This is a genomic window from Hymenobacter tibetensis, from assembly GCF_022827545.1.
In the GTDB taxonomy this organism is placed as follows: Bacteria; Bacteroidota; Bacteroidia; order Cytophagales; family Hymenobacteraceae; genus Hymenobacter; species Hymenobacter tibetensis.
Genome location: NZ_CP094669.1, coordinates 202,254 through 227,267 on the forward strand (window position 1 = coordinate 202,254; position 25,014 = coordinate 227,267).

Annotated in this window: 25 protein-coding genes; 15 read left to right on the forward strand and 10 right to left on the reverse strand. The window is 55.2% G+C overall.

Annotated features, from left to right (window positions below; all coding sequences use genetic code 11):
• Window positions 1-80 precede the first annotated feature (80 nt).
• The 4 genes from rpmG (at window position 81) to rimO (ending at window position 3,190) form a co-directional block, all read left to right on the forward strand.
• Entirely contained in the window at window positions 81-263 is a 183-nt protein-coding gene (gene rpmG / locus MTX78_RS00795) for a 50S ribosomal protein L33 (protein ID WP_227610342.1), read from the forward strand.
• A gap of 7 nt (window positions 264-270) precedes the next feature.
• Complete coding sequence (locus MTX78_RS00800) at window positions 271-432, forward strand: DUF4295 domain-containing protein (protein ID WP_022825072.1); 162 nt, start codon at window positions 271-273, stop codon at window positions 430-432.
• A gap of 185 nt (window positions 433-617) precedes the next feature.
• The gene (gene ftsY, locus MTX78_RS00805) at window positions 618-1,592 is read left to right on the forward strand and encodes a signal recognition particle-docking protein FtsY (protein ID WP_243799022.1); all 975 of its coding nucleotides are present in this window, start codon (window positions 618-620) and stop codon (window positions 1,590-1,592) included.
• 281 nt (window positions 1,593-1,873) lie between these two features.
• The gene (gene rimO / locus MTX78_RS00810) at window positions 1,874-3,190 is read left to right on the forward strand and encodes a 30S ribosomal protein S12 methylthiotransferase RimO (protein ID WP_243799024.1); all 1,317 of its coding nucleotides are present in this window, start codon (window positions 1,874-1,876) and stop codon (window positions 3,188-3,190) included.
• Window positions 3,191-3,259: 69 nt separating this feature from the next.
• Here the strand turns inward: rimO and MTX78_RS00815 are convergent, their stop codons facing one another.
• The gene (locus MTX78_RS00815) at window positions 3,260-4,471 is read right to left on the reverse strand and encodes an acyltransferase family protein (protein WP_243799026.1); all 1,212 of its coding nucleotides are present in this window, start codon (window positions 4,469-4,471) and stop codon (window positions 3,260-3,262) included.
• Between the two features lie 369 nt (window positions 4,472-4,840).
• Between MTX78_RS00815 and bshC the strand changes: the two genes are divergently transcribed.
• The 3 genes from bshC to MTX78_RS00830 all read left to right on the forward strand — a co-directional run bounded on the left by bshC (window position 4,841) and on the right by MTX78_RS00830 (window position 7,767).
• Window positions 4,841-6,433 (forward strand): bacillithiol biosynthesis cysteine-adding enzyme BshC, encoded by a 1,593-nt coding sequence (bshC, locus tag MTX78_RS00820; protein WP_243799028.1) that lies wholly within the window; start codon window positions 4,841-4,843, stop codon window positions 6,431-6,433.
• A 140-nt stretch (window positions 6,434-6,573) separates the two neighbouring features.
• Window positions 6,574-7,146 carry a 5-formyltetrahydrofolate cyclo-ligase gene (locus MTX78_RS00825; protein ID WP_243799030.1) on the forward strand — a complete coding sequence of 191 codons (573 nt, stop codon included), beginning with the start codon at window positions 6,574-6,576 and terminating at the stop codon, window positions 7,144-7,146.
• 108 nt (window positions 7,147-7,254) lie between these two features.
• On the forward strand, window positions 7,255-7,767 hold the full coding sequence (locus tag MTX78_RS00830) for an ExbD/TolR family protein (protein ID WP_243799032.1): 513 nt from the start codon (window positions 7,255-7,257) through the stop codon (window positions 7,765-7,767).
• Between the two features lie 38 nt (window positions 7,768-7,805).
• Here the strand turns inward: MTX78_RS00830 and MTX78_RS00835 are convergent, their stop codons facing one another.
• The 3 genes from MTX78_RS00835 to mnmD all read right to left on the reverse strand — a co-directional run bounded on the left by MTX78_RS00835 (window position 7,806) and on the right by mnmD (window position 10,714).
• Window positions 7,806-8,423, reverse strand: coding sequence for a GDYXXLXY domain-containing protein (locus MTX78_RS00835; RefSeq protein ID WP_243799033.1), 618 nt, complete (start codon window positions 8,421-8,423; stop codon window positions 7,806-7,808).
• Between the two features lie 3 nt (window positions 8,424-8,426).
• Window positions 8,427-9,641, reverse strand: coding sequence for a DUF2157 domain-containing protein (locus MTX78_RS00840; protein WP_243799035.1), 1,215 nt, complete (start codon window positions 9,639-9,641; stop codon window positions 8,427-8,429).
• A 386-nt stretch (window positions 9,642-10,027) separates the two neighbouring features.
• Window positions 10,028-10,714 (reverse strand): tRNA (5-methylaminomethyl-2-thiouridine)(34)-methyltransferase MnmD, encoded by a 687-nt coding sequence (gene mnmD, locus MTX78_RS00845; RefSeq protein WP_243799037.1) that lies wholly within the window; start codon window positions 10,712-10,714, stop codon window positions 10,028-10,030.
• Window positions 10,715-10,853: 139 nt separating this feature from the next.
• Here mnmD and MTX78_RS00850 point away from each other — a divergent pair, with 139 nt between their 5' ends.
• From MTX78_RS00850 to rlmN, 3 genes are all read left to right on the forward strand, one after another.
• A complete protein-coding gene (locus MTX78_RS00850) occupies window positions 10,854-11,279 on the forward strand; it encodes a thioesterase family protein (RefSeq protein WP_243799039.1) in 426 nt (141 codons plus the stop codon).
• A gap of 212 nt (window positions 11,280-11,491) precedes the next feature.
• On the forward strand, window positions 11,492-11,833 hold the full coding sequence (locus MTX78_RS00855; RefSeq protein ID WP_243799040.1) for an energy transducer TonB: 342 nt from the start codon (window positions 11,492-11,494) through the stop codon (window positions 11,831-11,833).
• A gap of 57 nt (window positions 11,834-11,890) precedes the next feature.
• A complete protein-coding gene (gene rlmN / locus MTX78_RS00860; RefSeq protein ID WP_394805611.1) occupies window positions 11,891-12,958 on the forward strand; it encodes a 23S rRNA (adenine(2503)-C(2))-methyltransferase RlmN in 1,068 nt (355 codons plus the stop codon).
• 32 nt (window positions 12,959-12,990) lie between these two features.
• Here the strand turns inward: rlmN and MTX78_RS00865 are convergent, their stop codons facing one another.
• Both MTX78_RS00865 and lpcA read right to left on the reverse strand, forming a co-directional pair.
• Complete coding sequence (locus MTX78_RS00865; RefSeq protein WP_243799044.1) at window positions 12,991-13,623, reverse strand: hypothetical protein; 633 nt, start codon at window positions 13,621-13,623, stop codon at window positions 12,991-12,993.
• A gap of 902 nt (window positions 13,624-14,525) precedes the next feature.
• Entirely contained in the window at window positions 14,526-15,122 is a 597-nt protein-coding gene (gene lpcA / locus MTX78_RS00870; RefSeq protein WP_243799045.1) for a D-sedoheptulose 7-phosphate isomerase, read from the reverse strand.
• Window positions 15,123-15,472: 350 nt separating this feature from the next.
• Here lpcA and MTX78_RS00875 point away from each other — a divergent pair, with 350 nt between their 5' ends.
• Together MTX78_RS00875 and MTX78_RS00880 are read left to right on the forward strand one after the other, a co-directional pair.
• Complete coding sequence (locus MTX78_RS00875; RefSeq protein ID WP_243799047.1) at window positions 15,473-16,486, forward strand: bifunctional heptose 7-phosphate kinase/heptose 1-phosphate adenyltransferase; 1,014 nt, start codon at window positions 15,473-15,475, stop codon at window positions 16,484-16,486.
• A gap of 102 nt (window positions 16,487-16,588) precedes the next feature.
• Window positions 16,589-17,614, forward strand: coding sequence for a glycosyltransferase family 9 protein (locus MTX78_RS00880; RefSeq protein WP_243799048.1), 1,026 nt, complete (start codon window positions 16,589-16,591; stop codon window positions 17,612-17,614).
• An 84-nt stretch (window positions 17,615-17,698) separates the two neighbouring features.
• Here MTX78_RS00880 and MTX78_RS00885 read toward each other — a convergent pair whose 3' ends face one another.
• Together MTX78_RS00885 and MTX78_RS00890 are read right to left on the reverse strand one after the other, a co-directional pair.
• Window positions 17,699-18,808, reverse strand: a complete 1,110-nt coding sequence (locus MTX78_RS00885) for a hypothetical protein (RefSeq protein ID WP_243799050.1) — start codon at window positions 18,806-18,808, stop codon at window positions 17,699-17,701.
• 194 nt (window positions 18,809-19,002) lie between these two features.
• On the reverse strand, window positions 19,003-19,971 hold the full coding sequence (locus tag MTX78_RS00890) for a YihY/virulence factor BrkB family protein (protein WP_243799052.1): 969 nt from the start codon (window positions 19,969-19,971) through the stop codon (window positions 19,003-19,005).
• A 146-nt stretch (window positions 19,972-20,117) separates the two neighbouring features.
• On the opposite strand from MTX78_RS00890, the gene MTX78_RS00895 reads away from it, so the two are divergent.
• On the forward strand, window positions 20,118-20,960 hold the full coding sequence (locus MTX78_RS00895) for a hypothetical protein (protein WP_243799054.1): 843 nt from the start codon (window positions 20,118-20,120) through the stop codon (window positions 20,958-20,960).
• An 89-nt stretch (window positions 20,961-21,049) separates the two neighbouring features.
• Here MTX78_RS00895 and MTX78_RS00900 read toward each other — a convergent pair whose 3' ends face one another.
• Together MTX78_RS00900 and MTX78_RS00905 are read right to left on the reverse strand one after the other, a co-directional pair.
• On the reverse strand, window positions 21,050-21,778 hold the full coding sequence (locus tag MTX78_RS00900) for a DUF3891 family protein (protein WP_243799056.1): 729 nt from the start codon (window positions 21,776-21,778) through the stop codon (window positions 21,050-21,052).
• Between the two features lie 132 nt (window positions 21,779-21,910).
• Entirely contained in the window at window positions 21,911-22,912 is a 1,002-nt protein-coding gene (locus tag MTX78_RS00905) for an NAD-dependent epimerase/dehydratase family protein (RefSeq protein WP_243799057.1), read from the reverse strand.
• Between the two features lie 325 nt (window positions 22,913-23,237).
• Between MTX78_RS00905 and MTX78_RS00910 the strand changes: the two genes are divergently transcribed.
• Both MTX78_RS00910 and kbl read left to right on the forward strand, forming a co-directional pair.
• Window positions 23,238-23,738, forward strand: a complete 501-nt coding sequence (locus MTX78_RS00910; RefSeq protein ID WP_243799059.1) for a hypothetical protein — start codon at window positions 23,238-23,240, stop codon at window positions 23,736-23,738.
• A gap of 24 nt (window positions 23,739-23,762) precedes the next feature.
• Window positions 23,763-25,010 (forward strand): glycine C-acetyltransferase, encoded by a 1,248-nt coding sequence (kbl, locus tag MTX78_RS00915; protein WP_243799061.1) that lies wholly within the window; start codon window positions 23,763-23,765, stop codon window positions 25,008-25,010.
• The last annotated feature ends 4 nt before the right edge of the window (window positions 25,011-25,014 follow it).

The window sequence follows — 25,014 nt, forward strand, 5'->3', positions numbered from 1 at the left end:
AGTTATTTAACAATCAACTGCTTGTACATTCCGAAAAGACCCGTACCTTTGCAGTCCTTAATCCCAAAAACCCCGTCGAGATGGCTAAGAAAGGAAACCGGGTGCAGGTAATCCTCGAATGCACCGAGCACAAGAACTCGGGTCAGCCGGGCACCTCGCGCTACGTCACCACCAAGAACCGCAAGAACACCCCTGAGCGCATTGAATTGAAAAAATTCAACCCCGTGCTCAAGAAGATGACCGTTCACAAGGAAATCAAGTAATTGAGTTATGGCTAAGAAAGTAGTAGCAACCCTGAAAGTAGCAGGCGGCAAAGACTGGGCGAAAGTTATTCGCGCTGTCAAGTCCGACAAGACTGGTGCCTACACCTTCCGCGAGGAAATGGTGCCCGTTGACAAAGTGCAGGAGTACTTAAGCACTGGCGTTAAGTAGTTCAGCGCCTTCGTGGCTCCCTGACCGAAGTGAAGAAGTCCCGCCAGTGTGGGACTTTTTTGCGTTGTATATAGAGGTAGCGCGCAGCTCCAGCTTCGCATACTGTTGAACGAGCGGGAAGGCTTTCTCTCGTTTATTCTCCGCCACGCCGCGCGAAGCTGGAGCTTCGTGCCACACCCTATCTCATGGGCCTCTTCGATTTTTTCAAAAAAGACAAGGAAAACAAAGAGCAGCAGGAGTCGTTGGACAAAGGGCTGGAAAAAACCAAAACCAGCTTTTTCGACCAGCTCAGCAAAGCCGTGGTAGGCAAGGCCACCGTGGACGAGGCCGTGCTCGACGATCTGGAAACCTTGCTGGTGCACGCTGACGTCGGTATTGATACCACCGTGAAGGTCATTGACCGGATCGAGAAGCGCGTGGCGCGCGACAAGTACGTAAGCACCTCAGAACTGGACCGCATCCTGCGCGAGGAAATTGTGGACTTGCTCCAAGACAACCGTACGTCTGGCTCCAATGCTATTCTGGACCGACCAGACAGCCCCGGTCAGCCCTTCGTGATTATGGTGGTGGGCGTGAACGGGGTGGGCAAAACCACTACTATTGGTAAGCTGGCGCACCGCTTCCACAGCGCCGGTAAAAAGGTGGTGCTGGGTGCCGCCGATACGTTTCGGGCCGCTGCCGTCGACCAACTTATTATTTGGGGCCAGCGGGTTGGGGTGCCGGTTATTTCACACGGTATGAACACCGACCCGGCTTCTGTGGCGTACGATGCCATCAAGCAAGGGGTGGAACTCGGCGCAGACGTGGTGATTATTGATACGGCGGGTCGTCTGCACAACAAGGTGAACTTGATGAACGAGCTCAACAAGATCAAGCGCGTGATGCAGAAAGTGATTCCGGATGCACCGCACGAGGTATTGTTGGTGCTGGATGGTAGCACGGGCCAGAACGCGTTTCTGCAAGCCAAAGAATTCACCAAAGCCACCGAGGTATCTGCGTTGGCTATCACCAAGCTCGACGGCACGGCCAAGGGCGGCGTGGTCATCGGTATCAGCGACCAGTTGCAGGTGCCAGTACGGTACATTGGGGTGGGAGAGAAGATGACGGACTTGCAATTATTCGACCGCCGCACCTTCGTTAACTCATTGTTCAAGAAATAACAGGCTGCTTTGCAAGCCTTATAAGTGCGCATGCAGAAGCCCTACCGGTAAGTAGCCGGTGGGGCTTTGTGCTTGTTGCCCCTAGCGTAGGTACTTGCCAACGAACAGGTGACACAGCAGATGCAACGCTGCTTGGATTAACTCTATAGCGTTTGGAACATTCACAGTAGGAAAAGGTGTTGCCGACGTCGTACCTTTGCGGTCCAAATTTCGCCGCGGGCTTGCGGAGTCAAGTTTCTCACTTAGAAGAAATTGACTGGTAGTCCGTTTATTCCATTCGCATGAAAGTTAGAAGCCAACTGGCTAATAAAGTAAACGTCATCACCCTGGGTTGCTCGAAAAACATCGTCGATTCGGAGGTGCTGATGGGGCAGTTGCGCGCCAACCAGTTCGAGGTGACGCACGAAGCCGACAAGAGCGACGCCAACATTGTGATTATCAACACGTGCGGCTTCATCGACAATGCTAAGCAGGAAAGTATTGACACCATCCTGCGCTACGCCGACGAGAAGGAAGCAGGCAAGCTGCAAAAGCTCTACGTAACCGGCTGCCTTTCGCAGCGCTACAAAGACGACTTGGAGGCGGAAATTCCGCAGGTAGACGCCTACTTCGGTACCCTGGAACTTCCGCAGTTGATGAAAACGCTGGAAGCCGACTACATGCACGAACTGGTAGGTGAGCGGCTGCTAACTACGCCGCAGCATTACGCCTACTTCAAAATTGCGGAGGGCTGCAACCGCCCTTGCTCGTTCTGCGCCATTCCATTAATGCGCGGCAAGCACGTAGACCGCCCGATGGAAGACTTGGTGCGGGACGCCAAACGCCTGGCCTCGCAGGGAACCAAGGAACTGATTCTGATTGCGCAGGACTTAACGTACTACGGTCTGCAAGCGTATGGCGAGCGGAAGCTAGCCGATTTGCTCCGTCATCTGTCGGATGTGGAAGGCATCGAGTGGATTCGCATGCAGTACGCTTACCCGTCGCAGTTCCCGCTGGAGGCGCTGGATGTCATGAACGAGCGGAGCAACATCTGCAAGTACCTGGATATGCCCTTGCAGCACGTTTCCGACAGTATGCTGAAGACCATGCGCCGTGGCATCAGTCGTCGGCGGACCGTTGAGCTGGTGGACACCATTCGGCAGCGGGTGCCCAACATTGCGTTGCGCACCACGCTGATTGCTGGGCACCCCGGCGAGACGCAGCAGGACTTCGAAGACCTATATGAGTTTGTAGAGCAAACCCGCTTCGACCGGCTGGGCATTTTCACGTACTCACACGAAGACAACACGCATTCCTACACGCTCCCCGACGACGTACCGGCTGATGTCAAGCAGGACCGCGCCGACCAAATTATGGAGCTGCAGCAGGGCATTTCGATGGAGCTGAACGAGCAGAAAGTGGGACAAACCTACAAAGTGCTTTTCGACCGCAAGGAAAGTGGCTATTTCGTGGGGCGTACCGAGTTTGACTCCCCGGAAGTGGACAACGAAGTGCTGGTGCCTGCCAACAAAAGCACGTTCGTGCGCCTCGGCGACTTCGCTAACGTTCAGATCAACGAGGCTTCCGACTTCGACTTGTACGGCCAAATAGTGTCGTAAACCGCTAGCTAGTAGTACAAACTAAACGGGCGCTCTTCACAAAGAGCGCCCGTTTAGTTTGTGTAGCTCCTAAGCAGAAGGGCTTGCCAAATCGAGATGCATCAGTTGCCCAGTCGGAGTAACAACGGGTTGAGTAACCTCGCCAGTGGTTGCTACCGTTGTGACGGGCTTGTGCTTGTTCTTGAGCAGCAGGAAGTACTTCTCAAAGTACGTGTAGCTCAGCCACGCCAGCCCGGCGCTAATAGGCAAGCCAACCGCAGCCCGGACAAGGGTGTTGAGAGGAGAAGGCGTTAGATGTAGGTAGTCGGAACCGGCAGCCAGGGCTTCCAACACAATGGGGTGCAGGCAGTAAAAACCGTAAGTGAAAGTGCCCCAATACGTAAGCCAGCGAAACCGCTCGATCTTAAACCAGGAGCGGGAAGCGTAATTCTGCTCTAGGATAACGAGTACAAAGAAGAGGGATTGGACAATGTGCTGACCAACCACTGTGCTCACTGCTGCCGGAAGAAGCTTTTGAGGCGCCAGAATCAGAAGCCCCAACAGATAGATTCCGGCAATCGACCAGCGGGACCACCCTGCTATGTGTTGGCGGAACGCGGGGTAGCGGAAACACAGCCACCCCGCCGCGCCCCCCATGGCCATATCTGATACTACCGCCAACGAATGCCGATAAACCAGAAAGAAATTATCGTCGTGGGTGTAGCGAAACCAGGTGGAAGCCACGATAACCAACACAAAGGCGCCGGGCCGCCACCAACGAAATAGGAACATCAGCAGCACCGGCCATACCAAGTAGAACTGCTCTTCGACAGCTACCGACCACAGTACGGCCAAGCTATGGGAGGTAGGCTGCATTCCTTGCCACACAGAATCCAAATTGCCGAGAAAGGCCACGTGTAGTCCCAAACTTGCCCTTTCCTGATAAGGTAGGCCAAGCAGGCGCATCAGGAGTGGGAACACCACGAAGCCGTACACGATGCAGGCGTAGAACACCGGCCAGATTCGGAGGATGCGGCGCCGGTAAAAAGCTAATAGGTGTATCTGGCCGTGGCGTTGCTCTTCCTCTAACAAGAGGTGAGTGATTAGAAACCCGGACAGTACGAAAAAGAAGTTTACGCCTAAAGTGCCCCGCATGAATACGTTGAATACAGGGGATGTAACGTTGCCCTGAGGCACAATGGAAATGAGGCTATGAAACATATAAACGCCCAAGCATGCCAGCGTGCGCAATCCATCTAGGTTAGGAAAATATGTTTTGAGCTGTGGAGATGTAGCACTCATATAGGATAGCATTAAAGAGTTTTAATGTGCGAACCACGTAGAAGCACGGGAGTTGGTTGCTTCGCTTCTGTTTTTTCATTTCAAGCATCCACTTCTCACTTCCTTCTGCGCAGGCCTGCCATTTTCACCCTTCCCCGTCCCCGATGCTTTTTACACCACGCATTACGCTTGCACTGTATGCAGTGGAGGTACTTTACTTGCCGTAGAAGATAGTATTTGCTTTCTCGATTAAGTACTTGGAAAGTAAGAAGTTAAATAGTGTAATACTAGTAAGCTTGTGGGAGGTCTACGCCTTCGGCTGGTTGATCCCACAAATTGCCAGTTACTTTGTGGCGGCTGGCCGGTTATAGCCGAATTATTCTCCTCTGTATGTCCGTCACGACCTTGCGCTACGCCGACACCGGCGCGTTTTCCCCTTTGCTTACCGCATATCTGGCCCGGCACGAAGCCCTGACCCCATTTTACCACCGCTTCCCTGCCCTCGAAGAATTTCAGGCGCAAATAGAAGAGAAGAAAGCCCACTACACCCCCGAAGTCCGACAGCGGCTGGTGGCAGCTCTCCGCGAGCAATATAGCGTGCTCCCCGAGGTGCACACGCAGGTGAAAGCCAACCTCGACTTGCTGGAAAAGGATACCACTTTCACCATCACGACGGGCCACCAGCTCAACCTACTGACTGGGCCTCTGTACTTTGTGTACAAAATAGTAACGGCCATAAAGCTTAGCCGCCAGCTGAAAGAACAGTATCCGCAGTATGATTTCGTGCCTCTGTATTGGATGGCCACCGAGGACCATGATTTTGCCGAAATCAACCACCTGCACTTGTTTGGCAAGAAATACGAGTGGAATTCCACCGAGCAGGGCGGGCCAGTGGGGCGCTTGAAGCTAGACGGTTTGCGCGAAGAGCTGCTCGACCACTTGCCGGCTGATGTACCAGCAGCTTTCCGCGAGGCGTACCAAGAGTCGCAGACGCTGGCTGAAGCTATGCGCCGGCTTACACACAGTATGTTTGGCGAGTATGGCTTGGTAAGCTTAGATGCCGATTCGCCGGCCTTGAAGCAAGTGCTGGTGCCGGTGTTGGAGCGCGAAATTCTGGAGCAAGCATCCAACAAAGCGGTGCAAGCAGCCAACGGGCAGCTGGAAGCTTCTGGCTTCAAGCCGCAAGTGTACTCGCGCCCCCTGAACCTGTTCTTCCTGACCGATACTGGAAAACGTGAGCGGTTGGAATACGATGCCGCCGCTGATTGCGTGCAGATAACGGTACGCAACACCAACCGCTGCCACTCGCAGGAAGAGCTGCTGGACTTGGCCCGGCAGCACCCCGAGCAGTTCAGCCCGAACGTAGTGCTACGGCCGCTGTATCAGGAGCTGCTGCTGCCCAACCTTTGTTACATCGGGGGTGGTGCCGAGGTGGCGTATTGGTTTCAGCTGAAACAGGTATTTGCCGATAACCACGTGCCGTATCCGATTCTGCTGCTCCGTAATTCAGCGCAGTATGTTGGCAAGGCGCTGGCAGGCAAACTGCGGAAGCTGGGCTTAACAGCAACCGATATTTTCCGGCCCCTGCCAGACTTGAAAAAGCAAGTAGGAGCCTTGCTCGGGCAAGAGGAAGTGAGCTTAGCCGCGCAGCAGCAGGCGCTGGCAGCCGTGTTCAAGGAAGTGTCAGACGTGGCGCAGCGCCTCGACCCCACCTTGGTGCGCACCGTAGCCGCCGAACAACAGAAGGCTGCTGGCAGCCTCGCCGGGCTGGAAAAGCGCCTCAGCAAAGCGGCCGAAGCCAAACACGAAACGGCCTACAGCCAGCTTGCAGCCCTCAAAGACAAGCTCATGCCGGAAGGCCAGTTGCAGGAGCGCATCGACAACGTACTTAGCATCCTCATCAATAACCCGCAGTTCATCGAACAGCTGTTGGACGCTTTCGAGCCGCTGGCGCTAGAGTTCACCGTGCTGGAAGAGGAATAAGGCAGCTCAAATGCACGTTTGCGTTCCTACACGCTCGTCACCAAGTTGCTACGCGCAAGAGCAGTTAGGTGACGCGCGTGTAAGAGCGCAGAAAAGCAGTTGCCATCGGCCTATCTCCCTACGTCATTGCAACGCTCACTATGCTTAAAGCAGACTTACGGCGCGAGATGCTGGCGCGCCGCCGCTCCTTATCGGCGACGGCGGTAGAAGAGCGCAGTGACAAGCTGCGTGAAAAGTTGTTCGAGCACTTCGAGGTGCGCCGCTGGAAGTGGCTGCACGTGTTTTTGCCCGCAACTCACCAGAATGAACCCGATACCTGGAAAATAATTCGGTGGATCTGGGCCCAAGAGTTCCCGGTGCAGGTAGCCGTGCCAGTGGTGCAGCCAGATGGCGTAAGTCTGCGCCACTATCATCTTACCCCAGCCACCCAACTAGCCAACAACCGGTGGGGTATCCCGGAGCCGGTCGGGGCTCCCGAGGTTTTGCCGCATCAACTGGACGCCGTTCTGGTGCCCCTCTTGGCCGTTGATGAGGCTGGGCACCGGGTGGGTTATGGCAAAGGCTTCTACGACCGTTTTCTTGCCGACTGTCCACAGACCACCCGCCGCATCGGCCTGAGCTTGGAGCCACCAGTGCTACGTATCGACGATGCGTGGCCGGGTGATGTGCGTTTGCAGGCTTGCGTGACGCCAACCCAGGTGTGGCAGTTTTGAAGAGAAGTAGCTATGCAGGGTTAAGAAAATAAGGCAGTGAATAGCTCACAATAAGCTGCTTAGCGGCACCGTTGGGATGTTAGCACTTCACTATATACTCTTTCCGTTATGGCTGAAATTCAATCCTCCGCTCCCACTGGACGTGGCACCAAGTCGCGCGGCAAGAAAATGTCGACCCGCATCGACATGACGCCCATGGTCGACCTGGCCTTTCTGTTGCTCACCTTCTTTATCCTGACGGCGTCCTTCAACAAGCCAACGGTGATGGAACTGACCATGCCCGATGGGAAGGGGCCCCGAACTCCTCTTTCTGAAAAGAGGGCGCTTACCTTGATTCTAGGCAAAAACGGCCAAGTGCATTACTTCTTCGGCCTGAACACCGAAGCCGAGCCTGCCACTTTGCACACCACCACATTTAGCGCCGAAGGACTGCGGCGGGTGCTGCTGGAGCGGCAGCGGCAATTGCCGGCGCCCACGGTGCTCATCAAGGCTGGTCAGGATGCCAAGTACCAAGACCTGGTGGATGCGTTAGACGAAATGACTATCACCGACCAGCAGAAATACGCGTTGGTGGATTTGTCGGCCGCCGACAGAAAGCTACTGGCAAAGAACTCGTTGTAAGAGCGTCGTAAGCTAGTCACCTTCCACTGCTGTTGGCCTCATGGCGTCGTTGTCGGCACCGGAGAAGGTGGCAGCACATCTACCTGCTTGATGCGGGCCTGCCCCCAGGGGGCAATACTGATTTGCACGCGCAAGGACTGCTTGGGCTTCAGCTTGCGCCCGGTGTTTTCAGGCACGTAGTACCGCTCGAAGCCGTAGCGCAAGCGCATACTGCGCCGAAACGTATCGGCTACCCAGCCGCGGAGTACCACTTGGCTGGCAGGCACAGTAGGCTCTTGTGCATATACGGCCACTGCCTCGTAGTTGCCTTGTCGGGACTCCAGTACCACATACACCGCTTGTTTGCGGCGGGGCACAGAAGAACCGCGCCATAGGTGGCCGGGAATTTGGCTGATGCTGTAGTTGAGGTTGAGATGGTCGCCGTACAGTAGGTCGCGCGGGTCGATGGCAGTGGTGCGTAGCGTGATGATACGGCCCAACGCGGCGGTAGCATAGCCGGCGGCCGCCACTCCGAGCACAAACAACACCTGCGCCACCACCAGCCACCGCACACCCAGCCGCCGCCGCGACTCATGCATCGGCGGCAACGGAGCCGGCGTTGGGAGGGCCGCCGTCAGGGGAGTGGGAAACGCCGAGGAATCAGGAGAAGTAGGCATACGTTAATCGGGGGCTTTCACCGAAAAGGTTTGGGTGGCCCGGCGGCGCAGAAACCACCACAGGCCTAATAGCAGCAACCCGCCGAGTAAGAAAAACAACGACTTATCCATGAAGCCCCAGGTGAGCTTGAAATACGCCACCGCCGTAGTCAGAATAAAAAGAGCAGTGCCCAACGTTACGCGGTCCTGGTTCTGCTCGTAGTGGGCGCGAGCCAGCACCGACCCCGAATACGCATACAGTACCACCAGCGTAGCTACCGCCAGCGGTAAACCACCTGGCAAATAGAACCCCGGCAACAGTAGCAGCCAATCGGTGGCACTACTCAGGCGGCCCCTGGTGTGCTTACCCCACAAGGAAAGAGCTAACACTGCCCCTAGCGCTGCCAAATAAACGAGTAGCGGTGGTCGCAGCTCTCCGGCGTAGGTTTCTGTCTCGCCAAACAACGCCAGCCCGAGCGTAAACAAGAAAGCTGCTACCAGCGGAGGTCCTTGTAAGGCGCGCCCGGCCGGCCGGTTTGCCTGCCAGTCGCCAGCGGCGTAGATGAGCATGGCGGGCACAAAGAACCAAGTAATTTTGATATGCAAGTGATTCACCAGCAGAGCTATTTGCCAGAGCAGGCCTGTCGCGAGCACACCTCCTAGCAAGGAATCGGGGCGGCGCCACCAGTAGTAGCCCAGCCCGCCCGCCGTGAGGGCTGCCGTGAAGTAGCTGAACACGCCCAGTTGGCCGGTGTTATAGCCCTGCACAATGCCCCCAATAATAACGGTGAGCAGAAACACGAACTGGCTGCGGTACAACCATGTCAGCAGGATGCCCACCACCGCCCAGGCCAGTAGTCCAGTCAGGTCGTAGCCAATGAGCTGGTACATCTGGCTGGTAAGCACAATGCCGGCACCAAACAGAATCAGGCCCAAGCCAACCAACCCCATACCTAGGGCCTCGTACTGGCGCCGCAAAAAGTACTCGGCGGCCGCATACGCACCAGTCAAAGAGCCTAGAAGCAGGCCCAGTCGCATCAACTCGGGCATCTCCTGCCAGTTGGCGGCCACCACGCTCAGCGCGCTCAAGCCAATAAGCAAGCTGCCCAGCAGCGGCAATAATCCAATAGCCCGTTGTTCGGCCGGGTAAAGCGCCAGCAATTGCGCGTGCTGCTCCGGGCTGATAATGCCTTTGCGCACCCACTCCAGCCCGTCCGTTTCTACTACTTTACGACTCATAGATACTGCAACTTACGCAGAAGGTGTAACTCCTGGGCTTCTGTAACGGCGTATAAAATTCTCGTGCAGTATAGCGTTAGTTGGCTCTCCGCTTCACCTTCTGTCCTAGTTCGGACTGAGTTGCTGAAACCACTGCACGTCTGCGTCGCGGTACCAGGCAATGTGCTTTGAAACACATCCACAGGCTGGACACCACGTGTCCAACCACTGTTTGCGGCAGTTCGGACACTGGCCAGCCGTGTCAAATGTATGCCACTGATGCAGGCAGGTGCATTGCCAGAGTGCTTCGCCGCTAACAGGCTGCCAATTGCATTTCGGGCAAGCAATGATGAGCTGATGTTCAGGTTTCAAGCGGTATTAATTTTCGGAGTTGAGAGTTGGGCGCATCATCCTGCTTTCCTGGCTCGCGTCATTTCGCGCTTGCCAGGTGGGCCCGGAATTTTCTCTACCAGCCAGCCCGCGGCTTTCAGGCTGCGGCGGAAGCTGCCTTTGGCGCAGTAGCTCACCAGCACGCCACCCGGTGCGGTAGCGGCGTAGAGTTGCGCAAACACGTCATCAGTCCACATATCCGGCTGCTTCTCCGGCGCAAAGGCATCGAAGTAAACGACATGGTAAGTGTCGGCCGGCAAAGATGTTTCTTGCAGTGCGCCCGCCATTTTATGGAGCGCAAACCGTGGCGTGAGTTTCACTAAGGTGTCCCAAGTGGCGCTGTGCAGCAACTGATGATACTCGAGCAGTTCCGGGTTAAGTACGTATCGCTCCACGCCAAGCTCCTCGATGATAGGGGCTGGTAACGGGTACTTCTCGATGGTGTCGTAGCGAATGGGGTAGGGGCTGGCCAGACTGCGCTGCAACGTCAGCAGGGCATTGAGTCCGGTGCCGAACCCGATTTCCAATAGGCGCACCGGGCTGGTAGCACCTGCCAGCACGGGTTCTAGGCCGGCTCCTAGGTATACGTGTTGTGCCTCCTGAACTGCTCCGTGAGTGCTGTGGTAGTGCTCGTCTAGCTCGGGTACGTACAGCGTACTAGAGCCGTCGGCCGTGACGCGGACTTCTACTTTGGGAGTAATCATGGGGGTGAAACGATAATAGCGCTAGCAAAAAATAAATAGCAGGAAGATGTACGAGGCTGGGGGTGGCGCGGCGTGTTTGCTGGTTGGTCCGTATGCAGAGAGCCGCCTAGCAATCCTGGTTTTCAACGAAGCTCTTCTTATGCCCCGCGTCAAAGTAAATCTACCCGAAACTTTTCTGTTCTCGGCTGTTCTTCCCGTCCGCATCACCGACCTCAACTACGGCGCCCACCTCGGCAACGATTCCCTGCTCGGCATACTGCACGAAGCCCGGGTGCAGTTCCTCCAGCACGTAGGCCAGTCGGAAGTGGACCGCGCTACGGGGCAGGGCTACATCATGGCCGATGTGGCTATCGAGTACAAGGGCGAGGCTTTTTACGGAGACACGCTGCACATTCAGATGGCCGCCAACGACCTGCACCCCTACGGCTTCGATGTGGTGTACAGCGTTGTAAACCAAGATAATCGTGAAGTAGCCAGAGCCAAAACTGGCATGCTCCGCTTCGACTACAATACGCGGAAGCTGCTGCGTTTGTCGGAGGAAGTAACGGCGCGGTTGAGCGTCTGAGCTTTTGTTCTCGATAGTGTGTTATCTTCCATCCCAACGTTTCCTCTGCTATGTCTCTATTTGTCAGGTTATTTGGTCAGTTGTTGCTGGTCGCTTTACTTCTTTCGACAGCAGAGCAGGCAAGTGCGCAGTCCCAAGCTCCCAAAGCGGGTGTTCAAGCAAAACCACCCATTGCTGCCGATTCCTCTATAGTCTACCAGTATGTGGAGCGTATGCCCGTGTACCCCGGGGGTGGCGGACTGAAGGCGCTGACAGCTGACTTCCTGCGCGAATTTCGAGGTGCCAGCGCGGCGGCTGGGTGTGCTCCTCCTTCGCCGGTGTTTGTGAGCTTCACCGTTGGGCCCAGTGGGGTTATTTACAACGTAGCAAGTGTCAAAAACGTGGTAAGCGTCAACAATCAACCTACTTCCAACAACTTGCCCAAGCTGTCTGACGCTTGCGAAGGGGCCTTGGTTGCGGCAGCCAGTAAACTGCCGCGCTTCACCCCAGGCACGCAAAATCGTCGCCGAGTGGCCGTGAATATAACTTTGAAACTAGCCGAGCCGACTCGCTAACAGAAGTTGAATTTCCAGGAACCCAACTGCCTCACTCGTTGTATCTTTGCAGCTATGATGATTGACCTGCCAGTAGTTTCCAAACGCGACATCCGCAAAATCAGCCCCGACGAGCTGAAAACCTTTATGGTAGAGCACGGCGAAAAACCGTTTCGTGCCAAGCAGGTAAGCGAATGGCTGTGGAAGAATACGGCCTCCTCCTTCGAGGAGATGAACAATATTTCGCTGGCTACCCGCCAGCTCCTGGCCCAGCACTTCGTGATTAACGGCGTGACGGTGCAGAACAAGCAGCTCTCCAACGACGGCACTATCAAGTCGGCCTTTAAGCTCTATGATGGCAACGTGGTGGAAGGCGTGCTCATTCCGCACGATACCCGCATGACGGCCTGCATCAGCTCGCAGGTAGGTTGCTCACTTACGTGCAAGTTCTGTGCTACCGGCTACATGGACCGCAAGCGCAACCTTGACGCCGCCGAAATCTACGACCAGGTGGTGCGCATCAAAGAGCAGTGCGAAGCCGAATACGGTACGCCGCTTACCAACATCGTGTACATGGGCATGGGCGAGCCGTTGCTTAACTACGCCAACGTGGTGAAAAGCATCGAGCGTATCACCGCCCCCGACGGCTTGAACATGGCCCCACGCCGCATTACGGTGAGTACGGCTGGCATCGCCAAGATGATCAAGAAGCTGGCCGATGACGAGGTGAAGGCTAATCTGGCGTTGAGCCTACACGCCCCGAACGATGCCAAGCGCAACGAAATCATGCCCATCAACGAAGCCAATTCGTTGGCCGCGTTGAAAGAAGCCCTGCAGTACTACCACCAGAAAACCGGCCGCAAAGTAACTTACGAGTACATTGTGTTCGAGAACTTCAACGACACACTGCAGGACGCTGAAGAGCTGCTCCAAATTTCCAAGTGGCTGCCGTGCAAGGTGAACCTGATTGAGTATAACCCCATCGAAAATGCCGACTACCGCAATACGGGTGAGGCGAAACTGATGGCGTTCCTGAAGTACCTCGCCGACCGAGGCGTGCAAACCAACCTGCGCCGCAGCCGCGGTAAGGACATCGATGCCGCCTGCGGGCAACTAGCCGTGAAAGAAAAGTCTGAAGCCGCATAAGCTGTATTTTCAAACAAGCAGAAGGTCCGTTCCTACTCAGGAGCGGACCTTCTGCTTGTATAGCGGCTGCCTTTACCGAAGCGAAGTACAAAGTCTAGATAGACAGGTCCAACTACGAAAGCATCCTCGGTGGCACCAAAAGGCAAGGCGTAGATGCCGCCTAGTCCCAAGCCAAAGCGGCGCGTGGTGTATCGGGCTCCAAACAACCCAAGCGTCCCGGGGTCATCGTTGATAAGCAGGAAGTTCTCGATAACCAACGACCAGCCCCGGCTGATCCGCTTCTGCGCGCCGTAGTGCAACACAGGCGTTTTGTCTATTCCCGCCTTCCCGATGCCATAGCCTAGCCCCGCACTCACGTTGTTGTCGGCGGAGCCGTACGTTGCGACGCCATAACCGATACCCGTGTTGATTGCCTGAAATTCCTCGTCCAGCTTAGGAATGCGCGTGTATAGCACGCCTCCCCCTACGTGCCATTTCTCGCTGAGGCTGGTCGAGAATTTGGGGGTGAGAAGCAAAAATTGGGAACGGACTGGTAGCGCGGGATACACCGAAAACAGCGCCCCCATAGAAAAGTAGTCGGTGATGCCGTAGCTGACGCCCAACAGAATGCCGTCGGTTTGCTGCACGTAGCCTTCGCCGCGGCGAAGGTTGCGGGCGGTAGGCACCAGAAACAGCCGATGACCGTTGCCGACGTCGAACCGGGTAGTGGCCGTGCTGGTCGGGGTAGAGGTTCGAGACGCGCAATGTCGGCTCGTTCTACTATTACCAGCCCAGAATCAAGGGTAAGAAATTCCAACTGCGTGCGGTAACGGGCCAGCAACTCGCCTTCTAATTCAGCACCCGATTTCAGCACTACCCCAATCCAGCGAGCAGAGCGTGGCACGACGGGCTTGCTGGTTTCAACAAGTTTGCGAGTTATAGTGGGGCGCTGGCTACCTAGTTCTTGCTGGCGCGCTTCAATCGTTTGACGCACAGCAGCTAGCTCCGATAATGTGAAGGCACGCACGACGGTGCGGCCGTCGCGGAGCACCGTGCGCAACCGAATGGCGCTGTCGGGAGCTAGGCTCTGTTCAAAGCGGGCTTCCACAAAGTTGTCGGCAGGGTAATAGACGAACAAGCCATAAGTGGCTTTCTCCTGCCCATCGATGACTTCTCCCACCACCGGACTAACAACCAACGGGCGTATACCAGACTTAGTGGACTGCTGAGCGCTGGCTACACCCGATAATAGTAGGCCACAGTAAGCCAAGAAAAGCAAGCGTTGCATAACAATAGTGGTATAGGAAATAGATACTTCAGGTGTAGTTACCGGTCGATTACATGTAAGCAGGAAGAAATAGCAAAAACTTAACAAGAGCTACAACAGAGTGTAGGCACGTTGGCTATTGGTTGGTTGAAGGTTCGTTTCTCGGCAAAAGCTCATGGCACGATGCCACCTTTAGGCACTTCCCGACTACTAAACGCTATGCAGGCTGCACACAAACAGAAAGCTCTTTCAGCCGAGGCCGAAAGAGCTTTCTGTTGTGTTCTGATAAGTAGTTACTGATGCAAGCCAGTAGCGGGCAGGTTAGGCTGTTTGCTTTACTACCAACTCTTCAACGAGCAAAATGAGGATGTGAATCACTTTGATGTGTATCTCCTGAATGCGGTCGGCAAAGCCTTGGTGCGGGGCCCGAATTTCCACGTCGCTCAGGGAGGCAAGAGCACCACCGTCTTTGCCAGTTAAGCTAATTACCTGCATGCCAGCGGCCTTGGCAGCCTCTACAGCACGCAAAATGTTCGGCGAATTGCCGCTAGTGCTGATAGCCAAAAGCACATCGCCAGGGCGGCCCAAGGCTTGCACGAAACGGCTGAAAACAAACTCAAACCCGTAGTCATTGGCTACGCAGCTCATATGCGAAGCTTCGGTTAGGGCAATGGCGGCCAGTGGTTGGCGGTCTTGGCGGTAGCGGCCACTAAGCTCTTCGGCAAAATGCTGCGCGTCGCAGAGGCTGCCCCCGTTGCCGCAGCTAAGGATTTTGCCGCCTTGCTGCAAGCTAGTTGCGATGGTGCGGGCTGCTTTTTCCACCACTTGCGCAGTGGCCGGATCAGCAATAAACTGTTCTAATACAGTGTGAGCTTGCCGCAGTTCGGCTTGGATAAGGTCAGTGAGCTGTACAGCCATGAAATAAGAGCAGGAAGTGAAAAGTGCGGTGCAAAGATGAGACTATAAAGGGACAAGATGCATTATTACGCCGTTATCTGCAGGTTAATAGTCATATATTTCCCTGCAACTAGTAGCTATACTACTCGCTAGAGCCCATATTCGACAAAACTTTTGTGTGCCGAAACCTACAAAACACCACCAGCCTATTGGCCTGAACTAGGAAAGAATACGTGGTGAGAAAAGCTGATTGCCAGCGCCGATATTGCCAGAGTCTTACCTATTATATTAATAATTAAAAATAGCACCCGTACTTTTACGGAGAGAAGTAAGCTTTAAGCTGTACAGTTGACCAAAACCAAGAAGACGTTATGATTGAATCCCTGCCCTCGCTACTCGAAAAACTCAGTGAAGCCCGAGTACTGGTAATCGGTGATGTAATGCTCGATCATTACGTTTGGGGAGATATACACCGTATATCTCCGGAAGCGCCCGTGCCCGTGGTGAATGCAACGCGTGATACCTACACCGCCGGTGGTGCCGCCAACGTGGCCCTTAACCTAGCTAACCTGGGGGTGCAGACCTCTATCCTGGGGCACTACTCGCCAGATGAGGCTGGCCTTCGGCTACAACAGATTCTAACCCAGAGCGGCGTGGAGTTAATTCGTCCGCGCCAGTTTTCCGAGGCTCCCACCATCATCAAAACCCGCGTTATCGTGCGCAGTCAGCAGCTGTGCCGCATCGACCGAGAAGCCTCTCCGGAGCGCTACTGCATCGATGCCGCTCCCGATTTCGAGCTGATGCTTGATGCTGCCCTGGCCAACGTGGATGCTGTCATCATATCCGACTATGCCAAAGGCGTGGTTACGCAGTCATTGGTAGAGCGGCTCCTGCAAGAAGCTGAGCGCCGGCCCGACCTGCTTATTGCCCTCGACCCCAAGCCTTCCCGCCGGCTTGCTTTCCGCGGCGTGGGCTTGCTAACGCCCAACCTATCCGAGGCGTTCGAGCTGGCTGGCCTTACCGAGCCCCGGCACACCGAGAACTACCCGTTGGCCGATATTTGCCGCCACATCCACGAAACCTACGACCCGCAGCTGCTCATCCTCACGCTTGGAGCCCGAGGAATGGCCATTTGCAACGAAGGCAAGATTATCGAGCACCTGCCCACCGTAGCGCGGGAAGTGTATGACGTGTCGGGTGCCGGCGATACCGTAATAGCCACGCTAACGGCTGCGCTGGCCGTTAATGCATCGCCTTCTCAGGCAGCTCGCCTGGCCAATGCGGCGGCTGGGTGCGTGGTTTCGCACATGGGTACTGTGCCGATTGTGCTGGATGAGCTTACGCGGTGGCTAACCCAAGCCCCCGAAGTGGAGAAGCTTGCCTAAGAGCGATTCGCTCCGTTCCAACCTACTTGTAAAGCAACTACTTTGAGTTCATCCAAGGAGAACGTCCTAATCTACAGGCTTGGTAGCTTAGGCGATACGGTGATGGCATTGCCTTGTTTTCATAAGGTCCGGGATTCCTTTCCAGATGCCAACATTACCTTACTGACCAACCAGCCAATCATGGCCAAAGCGGCGCCGCTGCAGGCCGTATTAGGTAACGAATACTTTTTTGATCGGGTGCTGGCCTACCCCGTCGGGACGCGCAATCCGCTGGTGCTATTATCCTTGATCCAGAAAATCAGGGCTTTGCACATCGACACCGTAGTGAACCTGACGGCGGCTCGCACCAAAAAGTCGGTGCTGCGCGACCAGTTGTTCTTCCGGGCCGCCGGTGCCAAGCGGCTGATTGGGTTTCCAAGCACGCCCGAGGATTTTGGCGTGACGGACCCCGTAACGGGCGAGCAGGAGTGGGAGGCGTTGAAGCTAGCCCGCCGGCTCGAGGAGCTTGGCCCCGTGGCGCTCGATGACTCGCACTACTGGGACATGCGCCTGACGGTGGCCGAGCGCAACGTGGCCGCAGAAGCCCTGGCAGATTTTTCGCCGCACAGTCCGATGCTGGCTATCAGCATCGGGACCAAGCTGCAGGCCAACAACTGGGGCAACGAGAACTGGATAGCCCTGATGCAGCAGCTCAGAACCACGCTACCCGGCTGGCAGCTCGTGACGCTGGGAGCCGCCGAGGAAGCCGCCTTTTCCGATACCCTGCTCCAAGCGTGGGGTGGCGTAGGCCGCAACCTGTGCGGCAAAATGTCGCCCCGTGAATCGGCGGCCGTGTTGCAGCAGGCTAGCCTGTTCATTGGGCACGACAGTGGACCTATCCACTTAGCGGCCTGTGTCGATACCCCGTGCGTAGGCATATTTGCGGCCCGCAACCTGCCGCGCCAGTGGTATCCGCGGGGAGCGAACAACCAGATTATCTACCACAGAGTGGAGTGCGCGGGCTGTGGTCTGGAAACCTGCATCGTGCAACAAAAGAAGTGTATCCTGTCCATCACCGTTGCTGAGGTACAGCAGGCTGTTCAGAAGATTGTAAGCACCCATCAACCCAGGATGCTGCCTACTGCCTAGCTCTATTTCCTTTACTTTTCAAACAGAAAAGGCCCCTTCAGCACGCGCTGAGAGGGCCTTTTCTTTACGTGTTATTGCAGAGTGCTACTTCGTTTTGCCAAAGCGGTAAGCCACTTCCACATAGGCTGGATAAATGCCTCCTATATAGCTTCCATACAAGAACCCGAGACTACCACTGAGGCGAGTAGCTGCAATACGTCCACCAACCAAGCCGAAAAAGCCTTCATTGGTAATATACGTTTCGTTGAGTATAGAAAAACGGCGTGACACACGTGTAGCACCGCCTACGACTACTACCGGCGTGCTTTCATTTTCTCCATCAACAAAAACATATCCTAAACCCAGCGTAGCGTTGTGGTCAGCACCACCATATGTTGCTACGCCGTATCCAATTCCGGCGCCGCTACTACCACCAAAGCCAAAAGCACGACCATAGAGAACACCAGCTCCTACACTGAATTTCTCGCTCACTGGCGCACTCACCTTGGGCGTGATGGCCAGGACTCCACCAAGACCCGGAACGAGCGGAAATAGTACACCGAGTGAAAAGTTGTCGGTGATACCGTAGTTAGCGCCAAAAAAGATAATATCAATATTTTGCACGTACCCTTCGCCTTTGCGCAGATTTCGGGCAGTAGGTGCGAAGAACATACGCGTACCGTTGCCTACTGGCTCCCAGCCCCGCTGGGCCTGAGCAGGGGTAAGTGGCACAAGCTGACGAATATTTGCTTTTTGGATGGTGATACGGCCTAGATCCGTAATCGTAAACTCTAGTTCGGTTTCTCGTTGAGCTACTAGCACACCAGTGAAGGAACTGCCTGCTATGAGTTCAACAAAGTAGGTCTGACCCAAAGAGTCAGCAAGCATCTTGTTGCGCTCAATTTGATTGCGTACATCTTCAAACTCCCGCTCAGTGAAAGGCTGTGACCGTTCTTTGCCATTGCGGAAAGTGGTTTGCAACGTAATCGTGCTTCGAGCGCTATCAGCTGCCAGGAAACGAAGAAAACGAGCTTCCTGAAACTTGTCAGCCGAGTAATAAGGGAATAAGCCGTATGTTATTTTTTCCTGCTTATTGATTGTCTCGCCCACGGCGGGATGTACAATCAATACATTGGCATTCCGTTGTTGCGCGTGCGCCACAACACTTGTTAAGCAGACTAAAAATGTCAGCGCCAGCTTCGCTTTATAGAACATAGTATATACCAAATAAGTGGATAGGCAAACCTACCATTTCCGGCATATACTCAGTGAAAAGCTCGCAAAAAAAACACTCAACTTCAGACTTCTAAACCACTCGAATAAAAGTCAGATCCTCATCTAAAGAATGCCTATGCACACAAAACAGTGGACACAAACGCACTTCAAATCTGACTTTCCAAGGGCTGCTGTTAGTCTTTCCAGCGGCCCACAGCGCGAGGGCGGCCCGTGGCAATTTCCTCGTTGGATTCGCCTTCGGGCACTTCACGAGTTTCGATGCGGACGGCGTGGGCCTTGGGTTGCACTTTCTGCCCAAAAGCATCAGCAAACTCTTGCGTAAACTCGGCTCCGAAGAAAATAATCAGCGACGAGTAGTTCACCCACAGCAATAGCACAATAGCCGAGCCTGCTGCTCCGAAAGCTGAACCCGGATCAGATTCGGCGATATAGAACGCAATCAGGTATTTGCCAATCAAGAATAGCAGTGCCGTGATAAAAGCTCCAATACCCACATCGCGCCAGCGAATAATGGCATCGGGCAGAAAGCGGTAAATCAAGGCAAACAGCAGCGAGGTAATGAACAAGGACAATGCGAAATCGACGAGGCGAATGATAACGACGGTAACTTCCGGCAGTAATTGTTGCAAATAACCCGTGAACACGCTTAGTACTGCGCTGATTACAAATGAAATGAGTAGCAGCAGAGCCACACTCAGAATAAGACCGAAGGACAAAAGCCGGTCACGGACGAACTGCCAGATACCATTGCGCGGCTTCACTTTCAAGTTCCAGATGTCGTTGATGCTTTCCTGCAGCGTCACGAAGAAGGTGGTAGCCGCAAAAATTAGTGTACCGATACCGATTATAGCAGCTACGCCGCTCTTTTGCTGCTTGGTGAATTCGGCAATAGAGTCTTGCAGAAACTTAGCGGAATCGGCTCCTAGTAGCCCTTTCATCTGACCGTATACTTGCCCGGTCACGGCCTCGGCCCCATACACGGAGCTAGCCGCCGTAATGACAATAATCAGCAGCGGCGGCAATGAGAAAATGGTGTAGTAGGAAAGGGCAGCGGCGTGGCGAAACGAATTGTTGGATATGAACTCGCTGGCCGTTGTCTTGAGCGTGTTGAGGATGTCGGAGAAGCGGTAGTGAGTAGCCATAAAGCAGAGTAATCGAAGGAAGGCACTTCAGCTAGTACGGTCATAAGGGCGTGGCGTTGGGAGCCGCAAGGCAAAAGCTGGTTGGCTACGCCGGTTAACTGTTCTCATGAATAGGACAAGAGCATATTTTTTCTTTGTTTTAGTCTATGAACGTTCTTCCTTTCACACGTCGCCTAGCTGCTCTGTGGCCGGCCGTATTGGCAAGTGCCCTCGTGGCCTGCAGCTCCACTCCCGAGAAAACTCCTGTTGCTACAGCAGAAACGCCCAGCGCCGATAGTACGGCTTCTTATCCGGCCGCCGAAGGCTTCGACAAAGCCAGCTCCGACGCTCAAGCCTTGGCCCTGGCCGACGAGGTGATGCGTGAAATGGGAGGCTACTCGGCGTGGCAGCAAACCCGCCTATTGGGCTGGGATTTCCTCGACGGTTCGTATCAGCTCTGGGACAAAAAGACCGGCGACTTTCACTGGCAGAAAGACAGCTTGGTGGCCAACTACAACCTCACCAGCAAGCAAGGGCAGGTGTATAGCAACGGCAAGGACATATCGAGCACCGAAGAAGGTAAAAAGCTGCTCGACAAGATGTACCCCATTTGGGTGAACAACTCGTGGTGGCTCCTGATGCCGTTCAAACTGAAGGACTCGGGCGTTACGCTCACCTACAAAGGTGCCGGCAAACTCATGGATGGCACCACGCCAGCTGAAGTGCTGAACATGACCTTCAAAAATGTGGGCGTCACGCCCGACAACAAGTACGAAGTGCTGGTGAACCCTAAGACGAAGCTGGTGGAAGAGTGGGCCTTCTACCCCAAAGCCACGGATGCACAGCCTGCTTTCCGCCGGCGCTGGTCGGAGTACAAGCAGTACGGGCCCCTCAAGCTCGCCACCGACCGCACCGATGGCAAGGATGGCCGCCGCCTCGACCACGTGTACGCCAGCAATGAAGTGCCCGCTGGTGTCATGGACAGCAAAACCCCAGTAACGAAATTATAATTATCGTCTCGCTCGAGTAAGAAAGGAGTCCGGGGAAAGAAACGTTTCGCTTTCTTCCCCCGGACTCCTTTTTCTGTTCAAAAGAACAGTTACTGTTTGAACTCCCAGATAAGGGTAGTGATGGGCGCTGCCCGCAAAGCGGCGGCTAATTCAGCGTCGTCTTTGAATTGCAGCTGGCTCAACAAGTTGGCTTCCACGCTCACGGTGAACTGCTTGGAGTGAAACGGCCACGGCTGCACCGTAATGGGGCCCTCCTCGGTGGGGCGCAGCACGTCGTAGCGCTTGCCATCTGCACCGGTGTAGATTTCCAGCGCGCGGCCCATTTCGGGTAGCTCGTGGCGGCACAAAATCAAGCTGAGCCGGTCGCACCAGTGCATGAGGTCGTAGGCTTGTTGGGCTTCCGCTTGTTTGAGGTGTAGCTCTTTCAGCCAGCGTTTTTGGTTCGCTTGCTGCTCGTCTAGAAAGGGGCCTATAGTCGTGTTTTCACCCCGCATGCTTTCGTAGAGCTTGCTCATATGCATGCTGGTAAGCAAGCTGCGCCACCGGCCCTGAAAGCGGGCGGCGTGCAGTACACCTTGTGCTTGCTCCAAGGAAAACTCTTTCATGGTGAAGTTGGCGGGCGCACCGGCCGGGGTCAGGCCATAGTGCCCATCCCAGTTTTGTTGCTCGTCGTCGTGCTGGGCTATGGCGGAAATCGTATTCACCCACCGGTCGGAGGGACCGAAGGGCTTCCAGTGCCACGCTAGTTGGGCCGCCAGCTGGCCGTGCGCTTGCTGATAGATGATCTGCCAGCCTTCCGCCGTGTAATTTACAATCATGAGGTCGAGTCCGGGTTCCGAAACAGAAACGTAGCCGAAACGCGGAGGTTGGCAGAAAGCGCACCTGACCGGGAAATAGAAAGCCCCGCCGGTTAGGGCAGGGCTTATATAGGATACAACGCTAGCTAGGGTTTATCCTGCGTGCGCAGGCTCGGCTATCAGCTGGCGCAGGTGCAGCAGCATATCATCCGTCATTCTATCCAAACTAAATTCCGGTTGCCAGCTCCAATCGAGGCGGGCTTGGGTGTCGTCGATGCTGGCGGGCCAGGAATCGGCAATCTGCTGGCGTGAATCGGGCTGGTACGTGGTATGGAAATCGGGGTAATAGCGCTGAATGCTGGCGGTAATTTCTGCGGGCGAGAAGCTCATGGCGCCTAGGTTGTAGCTGGAGCGCACCGTAAGTTTTTCAGCTGGCGCGTGCATCAAATCCAGGGTAGCCTTCAGCGCGTCGGGCATGTACATCATCGGCAGGTAGGTGTCCGCCTTCAGGAAGCACTCATAGGACTGGCCGGCCACGGCTTTGTGGTAGATGTCCACAGCGTAGTCGGTGGTGCCGCCGCCGGGCAGGCTCTTGTAGCCAATCAGGCCGGGGTAGCGCAAGCTGCGTACATCGAGGCCGTGCTTGCGGAAGTACCACTCGCACCACTGCTCACCGGCTAGCTTGCTGATGCCATACACCGTGTTTGGGTTCATCACCGTTAGCTGGGGCGTATTTTGGCGAGGCGTATCGGGGCCGAATACGGCAATAGAGGAAGGCCAATACACTTGCTTCACGCCCAAGTCGATGGAAGCGTCCAGCACGTTGAATAGGCCGTCCATGTTTAGCTGCCACCCGAATTTCGGGTTCTTCTCGGCCGTGGCCGATAGCAGAGCTGCCAAGTGGTAGACTTGCTTGGGCTTGTAATGGCGAATCACTTCTTCCAGCCGGGGCTTGTCGAGCACATCCAGTAGTTCGAAGGGGCCCGCTTGCTGCACTTCCTCGTGTTGGGGAGCCCGCACATCGGCTGCTACCACGTTGGTGGCGCCATATAGCTGGCGTAGCTCCTGGGTTAGCTCCAAGCCAAGTTGTCCTCCGGCTCCTATTACCAGAATAGTGTCGGGGTGGGAGGTGGCAGGGCGGGGGGTATTTTCCATGCGGGCAGTTTTGGGGATGGGGGCCACAAAGATAACTGGCCGGGATGGTTATCTTTGTTTAATGCTCTCAACCAAGATATAATACACCAGGGGCAGGGTAGCGCTAAATCCTAGTACCACCCCGTCCGCGCCCCAAACAGATTCTGTGGTGATATCCGATTTTGTTTCTCTGCTTTTTCTGGGGGCGCTAGTCTGGCTGCTGCTCCTGCTTCCGCTATCTATATGGGGGCTCAATAAACCCCGAAGCTCAGCTGGAACACCACTTGTTCGGAAGCGGGGGATACACGAAGTGGTGGCACTAGGGGCCAGTATTCCTTTTGTCTTGATGGGCTTAGCCCTGTCGTTGGAGCTAGGGCACAAAGTATGGGTAAGAAAAGACACAGGTTTTAGCCTTGAGATTCTGCTGCTACTGCTTGGAATCGGGTTCTTCTTCTGCTTGCCAGCCATTACCGTATACCTGCACGCTGGGTATCGGCGCCACGAACAAGATGCCGTGTTGTGGCTCTATCCGGAAGAGCAGTGGCTGGAATACCATAATTTCAATGAAACCTGGGTTGTTACCGCCTCGGATATCAAACAGATTACCCACTACACCCCTAAAAACTACAAGTCTTTGTGGAAGGATTATGACTATCTGGCGCTGAAAATGCACAACGGCCAAACTATAGTTATCACTTCCTTATTAATAGACTACTTCCGGGTGCTAGAGGTATTTCCGCAAACCCCGCAAGCCACAGTATATAAGTGGATCAACCCGCTTATTCCCACCTCACTCAACGCCAGCGCACTGGGCACATCTTCTTCTCGGCTCGCTGAGCCGGTATAGTTCACCTACCTACCCATTCTTCCCATGTATACTACCCTCCAGCCCGACCTCGAAAAGCAGCTTCAGGATATCAAAGACAATGGTCTTTACAAAAAGGAGCGTGTGATTACCTCGCCGCAAGGTGCGGAAATTACAACCCAGGAGGGCGGCGAAGTGCTGAACTTCTGCGCCAACAACTACCTGGGCCTTTCCTCGCACCCCGAAGTAATCAAGGCGGCCAAAGAAGCCATTGACACCCACGGCTACGGCATGTCGTCGGTGCGCTTCATTTGCGGCACGCAGGATATCCATAAGCAGCTAGAGCAGAAGCTGGCCGAGTTCCTGGGCACCGAAGATACCATCCTCTATGCCGCTGCCTTCGATGCCAACGGGGGCGTATTCGAGCCGCTGTTCAATGAGCAGGACGCTATTATTTCCGACTCGCTTAACCATGCCAGCATCATTGACGGAGTGCGGCTCTGCAAAGCCCAGCGCTACCGCTACGCCCACAACGACATGGCCGACCTGGAAAAGCAACTTCAGGACGCGCAAGCCAAAGGCACCCGCCACCGCATTATCGTCACGGACGGCTCGTTCAGCATGGATGGCACCATCGCGCAGCTCGACAAAATCTGTGACCTGGCCGAGCAGTATCAGGCCCTGGTGATGATAGACGAATGCCACTCGATGGGCTTCCTGGGCAAAACCGGCCGGGGCACCCACGAGTATCGCAACGTGCTCGGCCGCGTCGACATCATCACGGGTACGCTCGGGAAGGCGCTGGGCGGAGCCATGGGCGGCTTCACCTCGGGCCGTAAAGAAATTATCGAGATGCTGCGGCAGCGTAGTCGGCCTTATTTGTTTTCCAATACGCTGGCCCCCGCCATTGTAGGCGCCTCGTTGCGGGTACTGGAACTGCTGACAGAAAGCACTGCCCTGCGCGACCAGTTAGAGGAAAACACCAAGTACTTCCGCCAGAAAATGACGGAAGCTGGCTTCGACATCAAGCCCGGTGAGCACCCCATTGTGCCCGTTATGCTCTACGACGCCAAACTCAGCCAGGAGTTTGCGGCCAAAATGCTGGAAAAAGGCATCTATGTAGTGGGTTTCTATTACCCCGTGGTGCCGCAGGGCCAGGCCCGCATTCGGGTGCAACTCAGCGCCGCCCACACCCGCGAGCACCTCGACAAGGCCATCAACGCTTTCCTGGAAGTAGGGCAGGAGCTCGGTACGCTCAAGGACCGCTCGGCCGCTAAGTCCGAAGCCGGCCAAGTGGTGACAAACACTCCCTAGGTCG

Bases quoted from the DNA above. Each gene is read 5' to 3' on its own strand.
- kbl (WP_243799061.1), top strand. From the start codon at position 23,763: ATGTATACTACCCTCCAGCCCGACCTCGAAAAGCAGCTTCAGGATATC.
- mnmD (WP_243799037.1), bottom strand. From the start codon at position 10,714: ATGATTACTCCCAAAGTAGAAGTCCGCGTCACGGCCGACGGCTCTAGT.
- ftsY (WP_243799022.1), top strand. From the start codon at position 618: ATGGGCCTCTTCGATTTTTTCAAAAAAGACAAGGAAAACAAAGAGCAG.
- rimO (WP_243799024.1), top strand. From the start codon at position 1,874: ATGAAAGTTAGAAGCCAACTGGCTAATAAAGTAAACGTCATCACCCTG.
- MTX78_RS00825 (WP_243799030.1), top strand. From the start codon at position 6,574: ATGCTTAAAGCAGACTTACGGCGCGAGATGCTGGCGCGCCGCCGCTCC.
- MTX78_RS00890 (WP_243799052.1), bottom strand. From the start codon at position 19,971: ATGGCTACTCACTACCGCTTCTCCGACATCCTCAACACGCTCAAGACA.
- MTX78_RS00885 (WP_243799050.1), bottom strand. From the start codon at position 18,808: ATGTTCTATAAAGCGAAGCTGGCGCTGACATTTTTAGTCTGCTTAACA.
- MTX78_RS00875 (WP_243799047.1), top strand. From the start codon at position 15,473: ATGATTGAATCCCTGCCCTCGCTACTCGAAAAACTCAGTGAAGCCCGA.
- MTX78_RS00840 (WP_243799035.1), bottom strand. From the start codon at position 9,641: ATGAGTCGTAAAGTAGTAGAAACGGACGGGCTGGAGTGGGTGCGCAAA.
- MTX78_RS00895 (WP_243799054.1), top strand. From the start codon at position 20,118: ATGAACGTTCTTCCTTTCACACGTCGCCTAGCTGCTCTGTGGCCGGCC.
- MTX78_RS00855 (WP_243799040.1), top strand. From the start codon at position 11,492: ATGCCCGTGTACCCCGGGGGTGGCGGACTGAAGGCGCTGACAGCTGAC.
- rlmN (WP_394805611.1), top strand. From the start codon at position 11,891: ATGATTGACCTGCCAGTAGTTTCCAAACGCGACATCCGCAAAATCAGC.
- MTX78_RS00850 (WP_243799039.1), top strand. From the start codon at position 10,854: ATGCCCCGCGTCAAAGTAAATCTACCCGAAACTTTTCTGTTCTCGGCT.
- lpcA (WP_243799045.1), bottom strand. From the start codon at position 15,122: ATGGCTGTACAGCTCACTGACCTTATCCAAGCCGAACTGCGGCAAGCT.
- MTX78_RS00815 (WP_243799026.1), bottom strand. From the start codon at position 4,471: ATGAGTGCTACATCTCCACAGCTCAAAACATATTTTCCTAACCTAGAT.
- MTX78_RS00910 (WP_243799059.1), top strand. From the start codon at position 23,238: ATGGGCTTAGCCCTGTCGTTGGAGCTAGGGCACAAAGTATGGGTAAGA.
- MTX78_RS00835 (WP_243799033.1), bottom strand. From the start codon at position 8,423: ATGCCTACTTCTCCTGATTCCTCGGCGTTTCCCACTCCCCTGACGGCG.
- bshC (WP_243799028.1), top strand. From the start codon at position 4,841: ATGTCCGTCACGACCTTGCGCTACGCCGACACCGGCGCGTTTTCCCCT.
- MTX78_RS00905 (WP_243799057.1), bottom strand. From the start codon at position 22,912: ATGGAAAATACCCCCCGCCCTGCCACCTCCCACCCCGACACTATTCTG.
- MTX78_RS00830 (WP_243799032.1), top strand. From the start codon at position 7,255: ATGGCTGAAATTCAATCCTCCGCTCCCACTGGACGTGGCACCAAGTCG.
- MTX78_RS00900 (WP_243799056.1), bottom strand. From the start codon at position 21,778: ATGATTGTAAATTACACGGCGGAAGGCTGGCAGATCATCTATCAGCAA.
- MTX78_RS00880 (WP_243799048.1), top strand. From the start codon at position 16,589: ATGGCATTGCCTTGTTTTCATAAGGTCCGGGATTCCTTTCCAGATGCC.
- MTX78_RS00800 (WP_022825072.1), top strand. From the start codon at position 271: ATGGCTAAGAAAGTAGTAGCAACCCTGAAAGTAGCAGGCGGCAAAGAC.
- rpmG (WP_227610342.1), top strand. From the start codon at position 81: ATGGCTAAGAAAGGAAACCGGGTGCAGGTAATCCTCGAATGCACCGAG.